Source organism: Cronobacter sp. JZ38 (assembly GCF_008932145.1).
In the GTDB taxonomy this organism is placed as follows: domain Bacteria; phylum Pseudomonadota; class Gammaproteobacteria; order Enterobacterales; family Enterobacteriaceae; genus Cronobacter; species Cronobacter muytjensii.
In genome coordinates this window covers 2,458,820-2,474,514 of the sequence record NZ_CP017662.1, presented here as the reverse complement: position 1 = coordinate 2,474,514, position 15,695 = coordinate 2,458,820, and the positions used below count along the sequence as shown (strand labels likewise).

14 protein-coding genes are annotated in these 15,695 nt (G+C 58.4%); 5 read left to right on the top strand and 9 right to left on the bottom strand.

The genetic code is table 11. From position 1 onward, the window contains the following. Positions 1–3: 3 nt before the first annotated feature. Both BJP61_RS11735 and pqqU read right to left on the bottom strand, forming a co-directional pair. On the bottom strand, positions 4–1,608 hold the full coding sequence (locus BJP61_RS11735; RefSeq protein WP_171998390.1) for an alpha-amylase family protein: 1,605 nt from the start codon (positions 1,606–1,608) through the stop codon (positions 4–6). Between the two features lie 116 nt (positions 1,609–1,724). Next, positions 1,725–3,839, bottom strand: coding sequence for a TonB-dependent receptor PqqU (gene pqqU, locus BJP61_RS11730; protein ID WP_171998389.1), 2,115 nt, complete (start codon positions 3,837–3,839; stop codon positions 1,725–1,727). Between the two features lie 271 nt (positions 3,840–4,110). On the opposite strand from pqqU, the gene BJP61_RS11725 reads away from it, so the two are divergent. Continuing rightward, positions 4,111–5,169, top strand: coding sequence for a YncE family protein (locus BJP61_RS11725; RefSeq protein ID WP_171998388.1), 1,059 nt, complete (start codon positions 4,111–4,113; stop codon positions 5,167–5,169). 29 nt (positions 5,170–5,198) lie between these two features. On the opposite strand, the gene BJP61_RS11720 is transcribed toward BJP61_RS11725, so the two are convergent. The 3 genes from BJP61_RS11720 to ansP all read right to left on the bottom strand — a co-directional run bounded on the left by BJP61_RS11720 (position 5,199) and on the right by ansP (position 8,626). Continuing rightward, the gene (locus BJP61_RS11720; RefSeq protein ID WP_171999305.1) at positions 5,199–5,999 is read right to left on the bottom strand and encodes an ABC transporter permease; all 801 of its coding nucleotides are present in this window, start codon (positions 5,997–5,999) and stop codon (positions 5,199–5,201) included. Then, complete coding sequence (locus BJP61_RS11715; RefSeq protein WP_075192033.1) at positions 6,000–7,046, bottom strand: DUF1176 domain-containing protein; 1,047 nt, start codon at positions 7,044–7,046, stop codon at positions 6,000–6,002. It lies immediately after the preceding gene. 122 nt (positions 7,047–7,168) lie between these two features. After that, positions 7,169–8,626: an L-asparagine permease gene (ansP, locus tag BJP61_RS11710; RefSeq protein ID WP_038863025.1), complete on the bottom strand. Its 1,458-nt coding sequence runs from the start codon at positions 8,624–8,626 to the stop codon at positions 7,169–7,171. A gap of 332 nt (positions 8,627–8,958) precedes the next feature. Between ansP and ampC the strand changes: the two genes are divergently transcribed. Further along, positions 8,959–10,086 carry a class C beta-lactamase gene (gene ampC / locus BJP61_RS11705; protein WP_171998387.1) on the top strand — a complete coding sequence of 376 codons (1,128 nt, stop codon included), beginning with the start codon at positions 8,959–8,961 and terminating at the stop codon, positions 10,084–10,086. A 51-nt stretch (positions 10,087–10,137) separates the two neighbouring features. Here the strand turns inward: ampC and nfsB are convergent, their stop codons facing one another. Next, positions 10,138–10,782: an oxygen-insensitive NAD(P)H nitroreductase gene (gene nfsB, locus BJP61_RS11700; protein WP_038863023.1), complete on the bottom strand. Its 645-nt coding sequence runs from the start codon at positions 10,780–10,782 to the stop codon at positions 10,138–10,140. 269 nt (positions 10,783–11,051) lie between these two features. Here nfsB and pptA point away from each other — a divergent pair, with 269 nt between their 5' ends. After that, complete coding sequence (pptA, locus tag BJP61_RS11695; RefSeq protein ID WP_038863021.1) at positions 11,052–11,282, top strand: tautomerase PptA; 231 nt, start codon at positions 11,052–11,054, stop codon at positions 11,280–11,282. 46 nt (positions 11,283–11,328) lie between these two features. Here the strand turns inward: pptA and BJP61_RS11690 are convergent, their stop codons facing one another. Together BJP61_RS11690 and BJP61_RS11685 are read right to left on the bottom strand one after the other, a co-directional pair. After that, complete coding sequence (locus BJP61_RS11690) at positions 11,329–12,234, bottom strand: manganese catalase family protein (RefSeq protein ID WP_075193092.1); 906 nt, start codon at positions 12,232–12,234, stop codon at positions 11,329–11,331. 73 nt (positions 12,235–12,307) lie between these two features. Continuing rightward, complete coding sequence (locus BJP61_RS11685; RefSeq protein ID WP_038863019.1) at positions 12,308–12,817, bottom strand: ferritin-like domain-containing protein; 510 nt, start codon at positions 12,815–12,817, stop codon at positions 12,308–12,310. A 478-nt stretch (positions 12,818–13,295) separates the two neighbouring features. Between BJP61_RS11685 and BJP61_RS11680 the strand changes: the two genes are divergently transcribed. Beyond that, positions 13,296–14,117 (top strand): arylamine N-acetyltransferase, encoded by an 822-nt coding sequence (locus BJP61_RS11680; protein WP_171998386.1) that lies wholly within the window; start codon positions 13,296–13,298, stop codon positions 14,115–14,117. Here BJP61_RS11680 and BJP61_RS11675 read toward each other — a convergent pair. Further along, positions 14,114–15,028, bottom strand: a complete 915-nt coding sequence (locus BJP61_RS11675) for an AraC family transcriptional regulator (RefSeq protein WP_171998385.1) — start codon at positions 15,026–15,028, stop codon at positions 14,114–14,116. The two genes, BJP61_RS11680 and BJP61_RS11675, sit on opposite strands and share 4 nt — an antisense overlap. 119 nt (positions 15,029–15,147) lie before the next feature. On the opposite strand from BJP61_RS11675, the gene BJP61_RS11670 reads away from it, so the two are divergent. Beyond that, entirely contained in the window at positions 15,148–15,684 is a 537-nt protein-coding gene (locus BJP61_RS11670; RefSeq protein ID WP_171998384.1) for a carboxymuconolactone decarboxylase family protein, read from the top strand. Positions 15,685–15,695: the final 11 nt, after the last annotated feature.

Below are 15,695 nucleotides of genomic sequence, written 5' to 3'. Positions count from 1 at the left end.
GGACTAGCGCATTCGCAGCCAGCGGTAGCCGTAACCGTTGATGCGAAGCTCGCAGGCGACTGGCGGATAATCATCATCCGCCAGGATCTCGCGGGCGTCCGTTAAATCCAGCTCGCCTAAATCCACCGTCACCGGCGCATGGCTCAGATTAGTGAGCATCAGCGTGGCGACGTTGTGATTCTGGTAGCGTACCGCGAAGACGCTCTTTTCCCGTACCGTGAACGGGTGAAAGTGCTGATAGCAGATCTCCGGCAGGGTGCGCCAGACTGCGATAATCTCGCGGATACGGTGCAGTAATGAGTCCGCGCGCGCCTCTTGTTCTTCAACGTTCACCACCTGATAGCGAAACGGCCCCTCTGCGATGAGCGGCTCCACAAACCTCGCCGGATCGCAGGCCGAAAACCCGGCACCAGTTCCGGCATGCCACTGCATCGGCGTGCGTACCGATTCCCGCTCCGGCTGTGAAAGCAGATCCCCCATGCCGATTTCCGCGCCGTAGCGCACTACTGGCGTGCCCGGCAGTGAAAACAGCAGGGCATGCGCCATCGCCTGATGACGCTCATCGCCGCCGAGCATCGGCGCCAGGCGGCGACGGATACCGCGCCCGTAGATGCGCATATCCGGGTCCGGGGCGTATTTCTCCATCACGAAGTCGTAATCTTCAGGCTCCAGATCTTCAAGGTCCAGCTCGTCATGGTTGCGCAGCCAGAAACAGTAGCCGCCGTTGGCAGGCGGCATGGGCAGTTCGTTGAGCGCTTTCACCAGCGGCGCGGCCGCTTCGCGGGCCAGCGCCAGAATCGTGTTTTTGTTTATCCAGAAGTTCAGCAGCGTGGTGAGGCGCTCGCCGCCGCCGAAGAAATCTTCAAATTCTGAGACGTTCACGTCCACTTCGCCAAGCAGGATCATATCCGGGTGGTCGGCGGTCAGCAGATCGTAGAAGTGGTTAAAGAGCCGGTAGCCGCTCTCGCGGTCGCCAGGCAGGCTCGCCTGTTCCACCATGTGCGAGGCCGCGTCGACGCGAAAGCCAGCCACACCTTTATCAGCCCAGAAGCGCAGCACGTGATCGACTGCCTGGATAACATCCGGGTGACGCAGGTTGAGATCTGGTTCGTGATGGTAAAAGAGGTGCCGATAGTAGCGCTGCGCCTGTTCATCAAAACGCCAGATATGCGGCTCGACGGTAGGAAACATCGGCGCAGGCTCATCCGGCCCCGGCGTGTCGCGCCAGAGATAGAAGTCGTGAAACGGGCTGTCGCGGCCCTTGCGCGCCTCCAGAAACCAGTTGTGCTCATTGGACGTATGTTGCGCCACCAGTTCGATAATCACCCGGATATCGCGTTTGCCCGCTTCGGCAATCAGCCACTCGACATCTTCCAGCGAGCCGATGCGCGGGTCGGGTTCCGTATGGTTTTCCACGTCATAACCGTTATCGCGTCGCGGCGAGAGATAAAACGGGGTCAGCCAGATGGCGGTCGCGCCAAGCGATTCGACATAGTCGAGCTTTTCAACAATGCCGCGCAGGTCTCCCCAGCCGTCGGCGTTGCTGTCAAAAAAACGGGTAGGATCGATCTGGTAGATGACGGCGTTCTGGTGCCACAGACGGCTCATAAGCGGACTCCTTTTAGCGGAAATCAGCCTTTAGTATAGGCGGGACGGGGAGATGACTAAAAAATGTGCGCCGTTTCGATGAAAAAAAGCGGGCGGCGCGAGGCCGCCCGGCGGGGTTATTCAAAGCGGTAGCTCAGGCTCGCGCCCACGCCATAATTGCGGCCCGGCGCGGGCTCGTAGTAGCGGGCGTTGGATTCATTAACGATGACCGACCCGACATAGGATTTATCAAACAGGTTATCGACGCGACCAAACACGTCCAGCAGCCAGTTGCCGCGCTGGAATTTATAGCCCGTGTTGAGGCCGACAGTGGTATACGACGGCACTTTCGCATCGTTGGCGTCATTGGCCATGATGCTGCTCATGTAGCGCACGTCGCCGCCCGCGTACCAGCCGTTCTCCGGCTCATAACCGAGCGAGGCGTAAACCATGTTGCGCGCGATGCCCGGCATCCGGTTGCCGTTGCAGTCGCCGGTGCGGCAGACATTGGCGCGGTAGGTGGCGTCAAGGTAGGTCCAGGCGGTTTTCAGCTTCCAGGCGTCGCCAAACTGCTGGTCGAGCGCAAGCTCAACGCCCTGACGGCGGGTTTTGCCGGCGTTTTTATAGCTGCTACGCCCGCTGCCGACGCTCTGATCGACCACGATTTCGTTATCGGTGTCGGTCTGGAACAGCGCCACGGTGACAAGCCCGTTGCCGATGCGGGTTTTGCTGCCCACTTCCACGGTGTCGCTGGTGGACGGCTTAAGCGCGAAGTTCAGACCGCTCTGGCCACCTGAGCGATAGGAGAGCTCGTTGATGGTTGGCGTTTCAAACCCGCGGCCCCATGAGGCGTAAACATTCCAGGCGTCTGTCAGCGCATATTTCAGCGAGCCTGCCGGCAGCCACTTGTGGTAATTGGCCTCACCGCTGTCGTCGCCATTGCCCGGCGCGACATAAAAATCGTTGGAGTCGAACCAGATGTTGCTGTAGCGCACGCCCGCGTCGAGGCTCAGTTTGTCGGTGAGCTGCCATGACGTTTGCAGGTACGGATCGACATTCCACATCAGGTTGCGCTCATTGCGGCGCAGCTCACCTTTCTCGCCATACTGCGGCGCGCCGTTGACCAGGCGGAAGTTTTTATAGCCTTTGCGGTCTTCGCTCATGTTTTCATAGGCGAGGCCGAGCGTGACGCTCACCGGCAGCCCTGCGAGCGCGTCGCGGTGCGTCCAGCGGCTGTCGATGCCCTGGTAGTGACGGGTGAGACTGATAACGCCGCCGGGGTTGGTGGGCGCGGCCTGAAAGCCCTCTTTGAATGACTGGAACTGCGTGGTTTCGCGCTCGCCCGCGTACGCCATCACGCTCAGATCGTCCTGTTCCGTCAGCGCGCGCTCGTAACGCAGGCCCGCCTGCGTCTGCTTTGTGGTTTTTCGGGTGTTGAATTCATCGCCGCGCGGCGACTGGCGCGGATTTTGATGCCACTCATCGCGGGTCAGGCCGCCCGGATCGTTGGCTTTGATATCAACGCTGTTGAACAGCAGCGTCAGCTTGCTGGCCTCATCCAGGCGCACGCCGAGCTTCGCGTTAGCGAGATTTTTACGCGCGCCGCTGTGATCGCGGTAGCCGTGCGTGGTGAAACGGGTGGTGGAAACGGTGTAATCGACATCGCCTGGCTGCGTGCCGTCGCCGGTCGCGCCGCTGGCTTTCAGCCCGTAGCGTACGCTGCCATAGCTGCCGTAATACGTGCCCGCTTCGATTTTCGGCGGCTGCGCTCCGGTTTCGGTTTTCACGTTGATAACGCCGCCCGAGGCATTGCCGTACAGCGCTGAGAACGGGCCGCGCAGCACGTCAACGCTCTCAATGCTGTTTAAATCGAAGTTTGAGGTATAGCCCTGGCCGTCCGGCATCGTCGCCGGGATGCCATCGACATACATGCGAATACCGCGCACCCCGTACGTGGAGCGCGACCCGAATCCGCGCATCGACAGTTGTAAATCCTGCGCGAAGTTCTGACGATTCTGGATTTGCAGCCCCGGCACGCTGCCGAGGTTTTCCGACAGGTTTATCTGGGGAGCGGCGTGACGGAGCGTTTCGCCGTTTACCACGCTGACGGAGGCGGGCGTGTCCAGCTCAGAGATCCCGCCGGGGGCGGCGGTGACGATCAGGGTTTGTTCATTGATGGCGGCATGTGCGGGTGAGAGCGCGACAGGCAGCAAAAAAGCGAAGGGCGCATAGCGAGCGCGGGAGATTTTCATGCGGTTTACTGAATCCCGGAAGTCATAAAATGAATAAAATCTGTGACGTAATGTTAAGCGTTATGTAAATTTTTGAAAAACTTAACGGCACGTTGCGTTAACCCTGCAAGTGTAGACGCCGCTTGCGGTTTCTACCCACCGTAAAAAGATTTCCCTTTGGTTGAATAATGATTATTATTCTCATCCATAATAAAACGCCACGGCACTGCCGGGCAACGCTTTTGGATTCAATGTGATGCAACCCATTCTGTTTGTTTCAAAGGGAGTTCTTATGCAGTTACGTCACCTTTCCACGCCGCGCGCGCTGCTCGGCGCGCTGCTGTTCGCCAGCACGTTCGCCACATTTACCACCCAGGCCGCTGAGGAGATGCTGCGCAAGCCAGTCGGCAAGGGCGCGTATGAAATGGCCTACAGCCCGGCGGAACAGGCGCTGTTCGTCGCTACCTCGCAGAGCCGCAAGCTGGATAAAGGCGGCGTAATTTACCGTCTCGACCCGGCGACGCTTGAGATAACGCAGGTCATTCATAACGATCTCAAACCGTTTGGCGCAACCATTAACACGAAAACCAACACGCTGTGGTTCGGCAATACGGTCAACGGCGCGATAACGGCGGTCGATGCGAAAACCGGCGAGGTGAAAGGGCGTCTGGTGCTCGACGGGCGCGCCCGCTCAGAAAGCGTGAAGCCGCTGCAACCACGCGAACTGGCGGTGGATGAAACCACCAATACCGTTTATATCGGCGGGATCGGCAAAGAGAGTGAAATCTGGGTGGTGGATGGCGAGACGCTGCAAAAGCGCGCGAGCATCACCGGGCTCGGTAAATTCAGCGCCGGGCTGGCGCTGGACGCGGCGGCGAAGCGCCTTTATACCACTAACGCCGACGGCGAATTTATTACTATCGACACGGCGACCCATCAGGTACTGTCACGCAAAAAACTGGCCGATGACGGGAAAGCGCATTTCTTTATTAACCTGAGCCTGGACGCGGCGAATCACCGTGCCTTTGTGGCGGACTCGCAACAGCCGCAACTGCTGGTGGTCGATACCCGCAACGGCGAAGTGCTGAAGAAAATTGACGCGCCGGACGCGCTGGCCGTGCTGTTTAACCCCGCGCGCAATGAAGTTTACCTGACGCACCGCGAGGCGGGCAGCGTCAGCGTAATTGATGCAAAAAGTTACGCTGTCACTAAAACCTTTAAAACGCCGGTGCATCCGAACAGCCTCGCGCTGTCGCCGGATGGCAAAACGCTTTACGTCACCGTCAAACAGGCTTCCAGCCGTCAGCAGGAAGCGACCAGCCCGGATGACGTTATCCGTATCGCGCTGTAATCAACCGCCCCGCATCAGGCGGGGCTTTTTTAGCGCTGCATACCCCAGCGCCGCACCGTGGCTTTCTCCAGCGTGGCGAAAACCAGCCCTTCCACCAGTAAGCCGATGATAATCACCGTCGCGAGGCCCGCGAATACCCGATCGGTAAAGAGTTCATTGCGGTTCTGGAAGATATACCAGCCGAGGCCGCCGTCGCCGCTTGAGGCGCCGAATACCAGCTCGGCGGCGATAAGCGTGCGCCAGGCGAACGCCCAGCCAATCTTCAGCCCCGAGATAATGGAGGGCAGCGCCGCCGGGATCAAGATATTCACCACCAGCCGCGGGCCGCTCAGCCCGTAATTGCGACCCGCCATGCGCAGTGTCTCCGGCACGCCCTGAAACCCGGCCCAGGTATTGAGCGCAATTGGCCACATCACTGAGTGCACCAGTACCAAGATAAGGCTTCCCTGACCCAGCCCGAACCAGAGCAGCGCCAGCGGCAGCAGCGCGATGGCGGGCAGCGGGTTGAACATGGCGGTGAGCGTACTGAGCAGGTCACGTCCGGGCCGCGTCGAGATAGCCAGCGCGCTGAAAAGCAGCGCCAGTATGCTCCCCAGGGCATAGCCTTTTAAGAGCGTACCGAGCGAATTCACCACTTTATCGGGCAGCGCTCCGCTGTGCATATCTTCACTGAAAGCGCGCAGGGTTTGCACAAACCCCGGCAGCATCAGATCGTTATTCTGAACGCGCGCCACGCCTTCCCAGAGCGCGAGCAGCACAACGACCAGCAGCGTTTTGCGCGCCCAGGCCTGGTTCCAGAGCCGGGTGAGTAGCGGCAGCGGCGTATCTATCTATTTCGCCGGAATAACCGTCGTCACAAGCGTCGGCATCTCCCAGGTGCCGCCCGCGCGAATAAGACGGCATTCACCCGTATTGTAATCGTCGCTCTGTACGAAGGTGTCGCCGTTCCAGGTCCAGCTTGCGCCGCTCATGCAGTCGCCAATGCCGCGCCCGCGCTGAACGGAGGTGATAACGCCCTGGTCATAGTCGTTGGCGATAAGCGTTATCAGCGTCGGTTTGCCTCTGAGCGCCTCATCAATCACCCAGTAGCCGTTACCCTCGTTGTAGGCCGCGCGCCAGCAGGTCGCGGCAATCAGCGCCTTGCCGTTGCTTAACGGCGTAACGGTCACCGGCTCGTTACGCAGCGTTTCATCGGTCAGCCCGTCGCAGCTGTCGCCGTCGAGTTTTGTGGCTTCAAGCCGCGGCAACAGCGTGGCGAGCGCTGCCCCGGTGAGCGTGACAGGCTGCGCCTTGCTTACCACAGCGGCGTGGATAACAGGCGCCGGAACGGCGGCGGGAACGGCGCTTTCCGGTTTATCCCCTTTTTTGATGAGGGCGCCCGGCGTGCCGACGCGGCCCTGTACGTCGTCCATTTTCAGCAATACGGCGCTGGCGCCCGCAGCGGAGAGCGCGAAGCGGCGGTTATCAGATTTAAACACCACGTTGCCGCGGCCTTTGACGGCGTTGATGACGGCCGCGGTCTGCGCCTCGTTGAGCTGCCAGGTCTCATCTTTGCGCTCTTCAGGGAGCGTGCCGAGATCTTTACCGTCGATAGCAAGGCGCATCGGCCCCTGTGAGGGTTTATCGTCGTCATTCATGTCGCCAAGACGAATCTGGCCGGTGACCGGCGTATTCGGCCCGGCCTCCCGGGTCAGCAGCAGCGAGCCGCCGGTGCCGTCACTGGCTTCATAGGCATCGACGCGGCAGGTGCCGGTGTTATCGCAAACCATGCTCCAGTCTTTATGGTTGAAGTAAGCTCGCTCGGGCATCACGGCCGCGGCGCTGAGCGCGAAACAGAGGGGAGTCAGTGCGAGACCACGCAGAGTTGCGGCTTTCATAACGGTTCCTTGTGTACGTTTTGCTGCGCCATAGGGTGAAGCGCCGCGGCGTTTCGGACAACCTACCAGTAATAGTACGCACAAAAAAAGGAGCCTGGCGGCTCCTTTTCACGCAGGCGGGGTTACTCCTGATGCTGTTGCGGCGCGGTGCTGTGGATTGCTTCCACGCGCTTGCGCACGCCGAACCAGCCCGCGATCAGCAGAATGGCGATCAGCGGAATGGAGGCGATGGTGAAGGTGCCGTTCGGGTAGTCGAACGCCATCAGCACCAGCACGGTGGCGAGGAACAGCAGCGTCAGCCAGGAGGTAAACGGCGCGCCCGGCAGTTTAAACGGCACGTCATCGGCCTTGCCTTCTTTGATGGCTTTGCGCAGGCGCATCTGGCAGACCACGATAAACGCCCAGGAGGAGATAATACCGAGCGACGCGACGTTCAGGACAATCTCAAACACCTGCGACGGCACCAGATAGTTCAGGAATACGCCGACCACATAGACGCACACCGTAACCAGAATGCCCGCAAACGGCACCTGAGATTTGCTCATCTTCGACATGAACTTTGGCGCGGAGCCGCCCATCGACATCGAGCGCAGGATACGGCCAGTAGAATAGAGACCGGAGTTGAGGCTGGAGAGCGCCGCAGTCAGCACCACCATATTCATGATATCGCCGATATAAGGCACGCCGAGCTTCGAGAAGAAGGTCACAAACGGGCTCTGGCCCGCCTGGTAGGCGTTCCACGGCAGCAGCAGCACCAGCAGCACCACTGAGCCGACATAGAACAGGCCGATACGCCAGATAACGCTGTTAATGGCTTTCGGTACCATCGTCTGCGGATCTTTACATTCGCCCGCCGCGGTGCCAACCAGCTCGATGGACGCAAAGGCGAATACCACGCCCTGCACCAGCACTAACGCAGGCAGCAGGCCATGCGGGAAGAGGCCGCCGTTATCGGTTATCAGATGAAAGCCCGTGGCGTTGCCGTCGAGCGGTTTACCGGTGCCGAGAAACACCACGCCGACAATCAGGAACACCACGATGGCCAACACTTTAATCAGCGCGAACCAGAACTCCATTTCAGCAAACCACTTCACGCCGATAAGGTTCATGGTACCGACAATCGCCAGCGCGCCAAGCGCGAAAACCCACTGCGGCACGTCACCAAACGCGCCCCAATAGTGCATATAGAGCGCCACGGCGGTGATATCGACGATCCCGGTCATCGCCCAGTTCACGAAATACATCCAGCCCGCCACGTAAGAGGCTTTTTCACCGAGGAACTCGCGGGCGTATGAGACAAAACTGCCGCTCGACGGACGGTGCAGCACCAGCTCGCCCAGCGCGCGGAGGATGAAGAAAGAGAAGATACCGCACACCAGATAGACCAGCGCCAGCGACGGCCCGGCCGCCTGCAGACGCGCGCCCGCGCCCAAAAACAGGCCCGTACCGATGGCGCCGCCGATAGCTATCATCTGCACCTGACGGTTGCCCATCGCTTTGTGATAACCCTCTTCATGAGAGTTCAACCAGCGTCGTTTCGCGGCGCGATGCTCAGCCGCGTTTTGCTTCGTTGTTTTCATTCGTTTTCCTGTAGTCCTGTCTGAACCTGAACGAGCCAAAATAACCGCCCGCCGTAAACCAACCAAACGATTGCCTGTGCTGGTTTTTTGTACGGCAAATGTCTGTCTTTCCTGTGATTATGTTGTGCGGATAAGACAAAACATGGCGCAGCATCCTAACCCCAAATTCCGGGCTACGCAAAGCCTACCAGTCAGGGTGTGAACCAGAACTTGTTAGCCCATAACGCCATCAGGGTTGTTGTGCGCAGAGTGCGCAAAAAAGCCGTCTTGTCTTGTCCTGCAAAACCCTGATAATGCCGTTTTCTGTGCGGCATTGATGGCGAGGAGAGCCGATGAAAAGCAAAGCACGCGTGCTGTTAATGATGATGTTGATGGGCGGGAGCGCGCAGGCCGCGACCGACTGGACGCCGGATGCGGTAGTCAAACCGCTGATAGCGCAATACCAGATCCCCGGCATGGCGGTGGCCGTGTCGGTCAATGGCGAAACGCATTTCTGGCATTATGGCGTGGCGTCGAAGGAGACCCGCAAACCGGTGGATGACCACACCCTGTTTGAAATCGGCTCGCTCAGTAAAACCTTTACCGCCGCGCTGGCAAGCTACGCGCAGCAGGAGGGCAAACTCGATTTCAGCGCGCCCGCCAGTCGCTATCTGCCGACGCTTAAAGGCAGCGCGTTTGATGGCGTGACGCTGAAAAACCTCGCCACGCACACCTCCGGCATGCCGCTGTTTGTGCCGGATGAGGTGAAAACCACGGCGCAACTGATGGACTGGTATCGCGCCTGGCAGCCGAAACAGCCGGCAGGCACCGAACGCGTTTACTCTAATCTCGGCATCGGGATGCTTGGGCTTATCACCGCAAAGGCGCTTGATAAACCTTTCAGCGAGGCGATGGAGCAGGGGCTGCTGGCGGAATTCGGTATGAAACAGAGCTTTGTGAATGTGCCTGCCGCTGCGATGCGCGACTACGCGCAGGGTTATAACAAAGACGACAAACCGGTGCGCGTCACGCCCGGCCCGCTGGACGCCGAATCCTACGGGCTGAAATCAAGCAGCGCCGATTTGCTGCGCTATCTGCAAATTCAGCTCGGCGAGCGCGAGGTGTCGCCGCGCTGGCGGGCTTCGCTGAATGCCACGCATAACGGTTACTACCGCAGCGGCGAGTTCACGCAGGGACTGATGTGGGAGTATTATCCGTGGCCCTCGCCGCTCTCAACGCTGCTGGAAGGCAACAGCAGCCAGCGCATTATGAAAGGGCTCACGGCGACCGCCATCGTGCCGCCGCAGCAAGCGCCACAGGCCGCCTGGTATAACAAAACCGGCTCCACCAACGGGTTTTCGACCTATGCGGTGTTTATCCCCGGAAAACGTATCGCGCTTATTATGCTCGCGAACAAGTGGTTCCCGAATGACGATCGCGTAAAAGCGGCGTATCAGATTGTTGAGCATTTCGATAAATAGCACGCCATAAAAAAGGCCGCCCGCGGCGGCCTTCGCATGACGCATCGCGAATCAGAGCTTCGTGATAACCACATCCTGATCGAGACGGGATTTCGGCAGCGTGGCGTTGAAATCCGCGTCGCTACGATAGCCGATAGTCGCCACCACGACGCTCTTCAGGCCTTTTTCTTTAAGTCCCAGCACCTCGTCCATTTTCTCCGGGTGGAAGCCTTCAATCGGCGTCGCGTCGAGGCCCATCGCGGCCGCGCCCAGCAGCAGGAAGCCGAGGGCGAGATACGCCTGACGGGTCATCCACTCGCGCTGCTGCTCCGGGGTTTCGCTATTCAGGCCCACGAAGTAGCGACGGCCTTTATCGTTGCCGGCGCGCGCTTCTTCGCTGTCATAACGGCCATCCTGCTGCTCTTTTTCCAGCAATTGCAGCAGGTGCGCTTCGTTCAGCTCTTCTTTAATGGTGAAAACCACGGTCATGGCGGCGTTCTGCGCTTTGACCTGGTTGGCCTCCATCAGCGCGGGCAGGATCTGCTGTTTGCCTTCGTCGCTGGTTACCGCGAAGAAGTGCCACGGCTGGGAGTTGACTGAGGAAGGGCTAAAGCGCAGCAGATCCAGCAGTTGCTGCTGCTGGTCGGCAGTGAGCTTACGGCTGTTGTCATAGGCTTTGCTGGTATGGCGTGTGCGAATAATGTCATTAAGGTTCATAAGCATTTCCTGATGTAATGCCGGGCCGGTTTATCACCGGCTAGGGCAGGTCTGTTATTATCATGATTAAGGAAACTGATAGTAGTCGAAACCTGACGGCAGCAACACCCGGCGCGTTCTGTCGGGCGCGTAAGCGGCAAAAAATGCTAAAAATTACGTGACACTGTCACTAAAAAGCCTGGACAGCGACCGTTGCGGCAAGAAAAGGGTAAACGGCGCGCGCGGTTTCAGGCATTATCAACCCACGCTTACTCCACCAAGGAACTGTTATGCCGCATATTGATGTGAAATTCTTCCCGCGCGATCTCAGCGAACCCCAGCAGCAGGCGCTCGCCGAGGCGTTAACTCAGGTCATCGTGAAACATCTGCAAAGCAAAGAAAGCGCGGTGTCAGTGGCGCTTAACGAAGTGCAGCCGGAGCAGTGGAAGGAAGCCGTGTGGGATAAAGAGATAGCGCCGCATCTTGATACCCTGGCGCGCAAGCCTGGCTACGAAATGTAAGCCATAAAAAAACCCTGCCGTGGCAGGGTTTTCGTTTAATCATCGCTTATTTTTTCTCGCCCGGCTTTTTCGCCTGACGCTCAACCGGGGGCACAGAAGCGCCCATCTCAGCGCCGGTCACCGGGTTGATGCTCGGATCGGACTGCAGACGCTGCGCCATGTTCAGTACGCTTGCCTGCTGATCGGGGCCAAGCTGGATATCAATCATACCGTCGCCTCCATTAACTGCGGGCTGCGGATCGGCAACGTATTCAAAGTTTTCGTCGCTGTTCCAGCTGCCGCGCAGGTCGTCACCTTTGGACATGTTGTAGTAAACATTCGTGTACTGTTCCACCGGCGGCAGTTTGCCCGGCGGGAAGTTATTACGGATAGAGTAGAGCGCTTTCTCAAACGAAAGCATATGCGCCACTTCACGGGTCATCAGGAAGCCCAGCGCGTCTTTCACGCCCGGGTCATCCGTCAGGTTAATCAGACGCTCATAAATAATCTTCGCGCGTGCTTCCGCTGCGATGTTAGAACGCAGATCCGCGGTGATTTCGCCGATCGTGTCGATGTAAGCCGCAGTCCAGGGTACGCCTGCGGAGTTGGTCAGCGGCGGCCCGCCCCCGTACAGCACCTGGGTCAGGTGGCTGTCATTGCCGGCACCGGTAATGGAGCGATACAGCTCGCCTTCGGTTTCGGTAGCTTCCGCCAGATCGCCTTTGGCGCCTTTGTTGAGCATCCCCACAAGTGAACCGATAATTTCAAGATGGCTCAGTTCTTCTGTGGCGATATCCATCAGCATTTCTTTACGCGCCGGATCTTCATCACCCAACCCCTGGGTGAAATAGCGGGTGGCCGCAGCCAGTTCGCCCTGCGGGCCCCCAAATTGTTCCAGCAGTAAATTTGCCAGCCCCGGGTTCGGCTCCGCAACGCGGACCGTATATTGCAGTTGTTTTACATGTCGGAACATCAGGCTCTCCTGTTTACACGACAACACTCAATACAAACCTGCCAGCGAACTGGCAGGCAAAGTTAAATCACTTTTATTTTTTCGCTTCTACGCCAGGCGCCGCTGAACGATTAAGGAATTGCTGAGTAACATCCGGTAAATGATTCAGGCACCATTCGGCCATTGCAATTTCCTGCTCAAGGATTTGCTGGAATACCGCAACACCCTGTTCGTCGCCTACCGCTTTTGCAGCGGCAATCAGCGAGGTGTAGCAGGCGATTTCGAACTGTTCGAAAACGTAGCCGCTGATAGCGCCTTTCACCACTTCGTCCGAGGCGAACATGCCGCCTACGGCCTGGCCCATTGCCGTCATTTTGCTCATGGTGTCTTTAACGACAGAGCTGGATACGTTATTTCTTTCAATAACCGAATCAATCAGTTGCAGCTGGTGACGTGTCTCTTCAATGTGCTGCTCAATGCGTGCTTTGAGATCCGGATAGTGCTCGATACGGGAAGCCATTGATTCCAGCATCTGTTCCGCTTGTTTCTCCATCGCATGGGCGTCACGCAGCCAGTCATGATAATTTTCTTCGTATGTCGTCATAAATCACCTCTTCCGGAATAAAACAGTTGCCTGTAAAGAAATTTTTTATGCGTCCTCTACAGAATTTATTAAATTTGATACGCACTAAAAAGCGTAGCAGATATTTTTGAACGGAAGCGGCAATTCGGGATATTCTGTTTTTTGAGAGTAATCCTAAGTGAAATTAACTGGATAATAATTATTCACTTGAGGCTTAAATATGTACATCATTTCGCGCTATGTATAACTTCAAATAATAAATAATTGCAATTGCATTTTATTTTTACAATCCGTTTACCTGACCTGTCATTAATGCGTTATTTTATTTTAAGCGAGGCGGTAAATTAAGGTCAGGGCGGTTTAAGGCGTGATCACTTTATTTATGCTGCCAGGGAGGAGAGAGCCAGACGCGCTGTGCTACGAGAAGCCACGCCGCCAGGCGTGAAAGCGTCTATTCTCAGACAGGCATAACGTAAGGACGCAGAATAAGGAACACCTCATGGCTTTCAGAAGACAGGATTACTTTTCCCGTATCGGCTTTACCGGCGAGCCACAACCGACGGCTGAAACATTACACGCGCTCCATCGGCGCCACACCGCCACCATCGCGTTCGAGAACCTCGATGTCCTGTTAGGGCGCGAAATCCTGCTCGACGACGACGCGATTTTTACCAAGCTGGTGGAGGCGGGCCGCGGCGGGTATTGCTTTGAGCAGAACGCGCTCTTTACCCGCGCGCTGGCTGAATGCGGGTTTGCGGTAGAGGCGCTGGCGGCGCGGGTATTAATTGCCGGGCCCAGCGACATGCCGCCGCGTACCCACCGGCTGGTGCAGGTGATGATTGATGACGCCCCCTGGATTGCCGATGTCGGCTTTGGCGGCGCGACGCTCAGCGCGCCGATCCCGCTCAGGCACGGCGCGGAAATCACCGGCCCCGAAGGCCGCTTTCGCATCGAAAGCCAGCAGAGCGAATTTCTGCTCATGAAAGAAGAAGGCGACGACTGGCATGCGCTCTATCGCTTCGACCAGGCGCGTCAGTATCCGGGCGATTACCTGATGGCCAACCATTTCATTGCCCACTGGCCGGACTCGCACTTTCGTCATCATCTGCTGGCGGCGCTGCATCCGCCAGGCCAGACGCCGTTAAAATTGCTGAACCAGCAACTGACCGTCAACGGCGAACGGCGAACGCTGGCGGATGACGCGGCGGTTTATGACTGCCTGCAAAAATCATTTGGCTTGCGTTTCGATCATCCGGTGCACGGCGTGGGGCGCGACCAATTCTGCGCGATGATGGCGCAGCTGCGTCACGATAATCCTTAAACGCCCGCGTGCTGCTGGCGAAACTGGCCGGGGGTGACGCCCCAGGCGTTTTTAAAGGCTTTGCTGAACGCGGCCTGCGTCAGATAGCCGCACGCCTCGGCCACGCGCCCGATGGCGTCCTGTTCACGCTCCAGTAGCCGGGCGGCGCGCGCCATACGCACCTGCGTCAGCCAGGCCTGAGGGGTGAGCGGGTAACGGCCCGCAAAGTGTCTTGCAAAGGTGGCGCGGGAGAGAAAACAGCGCGCCGCCATGCTCTTGAGCGTCCAGGGGTGCTCCGGGTTTGTCAGCACGGCGCTCACCGCGGGCGCCAGTCGCCTGTCAGCCAGCAGCGGCAGCATTCCCGGCGCGCCGTTTTCCTCGCTTAACAATGCGCGCAGCACCAGCGTCAGCAGCGTAGACGACAGCTCGCGCACAATCGCGGCGGCGCCCGGACGCCCGCTCAGGCTCTCATCTGACAGCATGGTTAACAGCGCCGCCAGCGAGCGGCAGTCATCTCTGCTGCCTGTCGCGATACGTTGTACCGCAGGCTGCCCGCTAAAGAGCAGCCCGCCGCTAACGCCGGTGCGAAATTCGCCGCACAGCATCACAAGTGGCGTATCGTCGCCTTCCGTAACCACTTCTGTGACGACCGCATTATCGCGCCGTAACACGGGCGCGCGTGCGCCTGTCTGCTGATGACTTTCCAGACGGTGCGCAGCGCCGTGAGGCAGCAGAAAGATATCACCGGCCTGGGCGTCAAAAGCCTGGCCGTTCACCGCAAGCCTGGCGCTGCCTGCGAGGATCGCATGCCAGGGAATGTGACCCGCGGGGCGCTGCGCATGATCCGACTGCCAGCGACCGGCGAAACGGCAGTGTAAATCGACAGAACTCTCCGGCGCGAGGAGGGCGATAAGCTGACTGAGGCTGTCCATAGAGCTCCTGAGACGATAAGACAAAAACCCGGGACGCCGGAGGGCAGATAGCGACAGGCGTCGGGCGTAGTATGCACTCAACGCCCGCAGACGGGTATCCATTGACGAAGGAGTGCATCATGAGCCGTTTACACACTATTGCGACAGACACCGCCACCGGTAAAACCGCCCAGCTGTTCGATACGCTGAAAAGCGCGATGGGTAAAGTCCCTAACGCCTATGCCACCATCGGCAGCAACGCGCCGGACATTCTCTCTCAGGCGCTGCAACACTCAATGGCGCTCAAAAAAGGCGCGCTGAGTGCCCGCGAGCTTGAGGCCATCAATCTGGTGGTGAGCGAGACCACCGGCTGTGATTATTGCCTCGCCGCACATACCCTGATGGCGAAAAAAGCGGGCTATAGCGCTGAAGACGTGCAAGCGCTCCGCGCCGGGCGGTTCGCCCAGGACACGCACATCGACGCGTTGCTGCACTTTGTGAAGACCGTCATCACGACACGTGGCACGTTGCCGGAACGCGACGTCACCGCGCTCCGCGAGGCCGGTTTCGACGACCGCCAGATGATTGAGATCCTGAGCGCCATCAGCGCGATTCTCTTTACCAACATGGTGAACCGGGTCAACGATACTGTGGTGGATTTTCCGAAAGCAGAATAATCCGCCGCGGT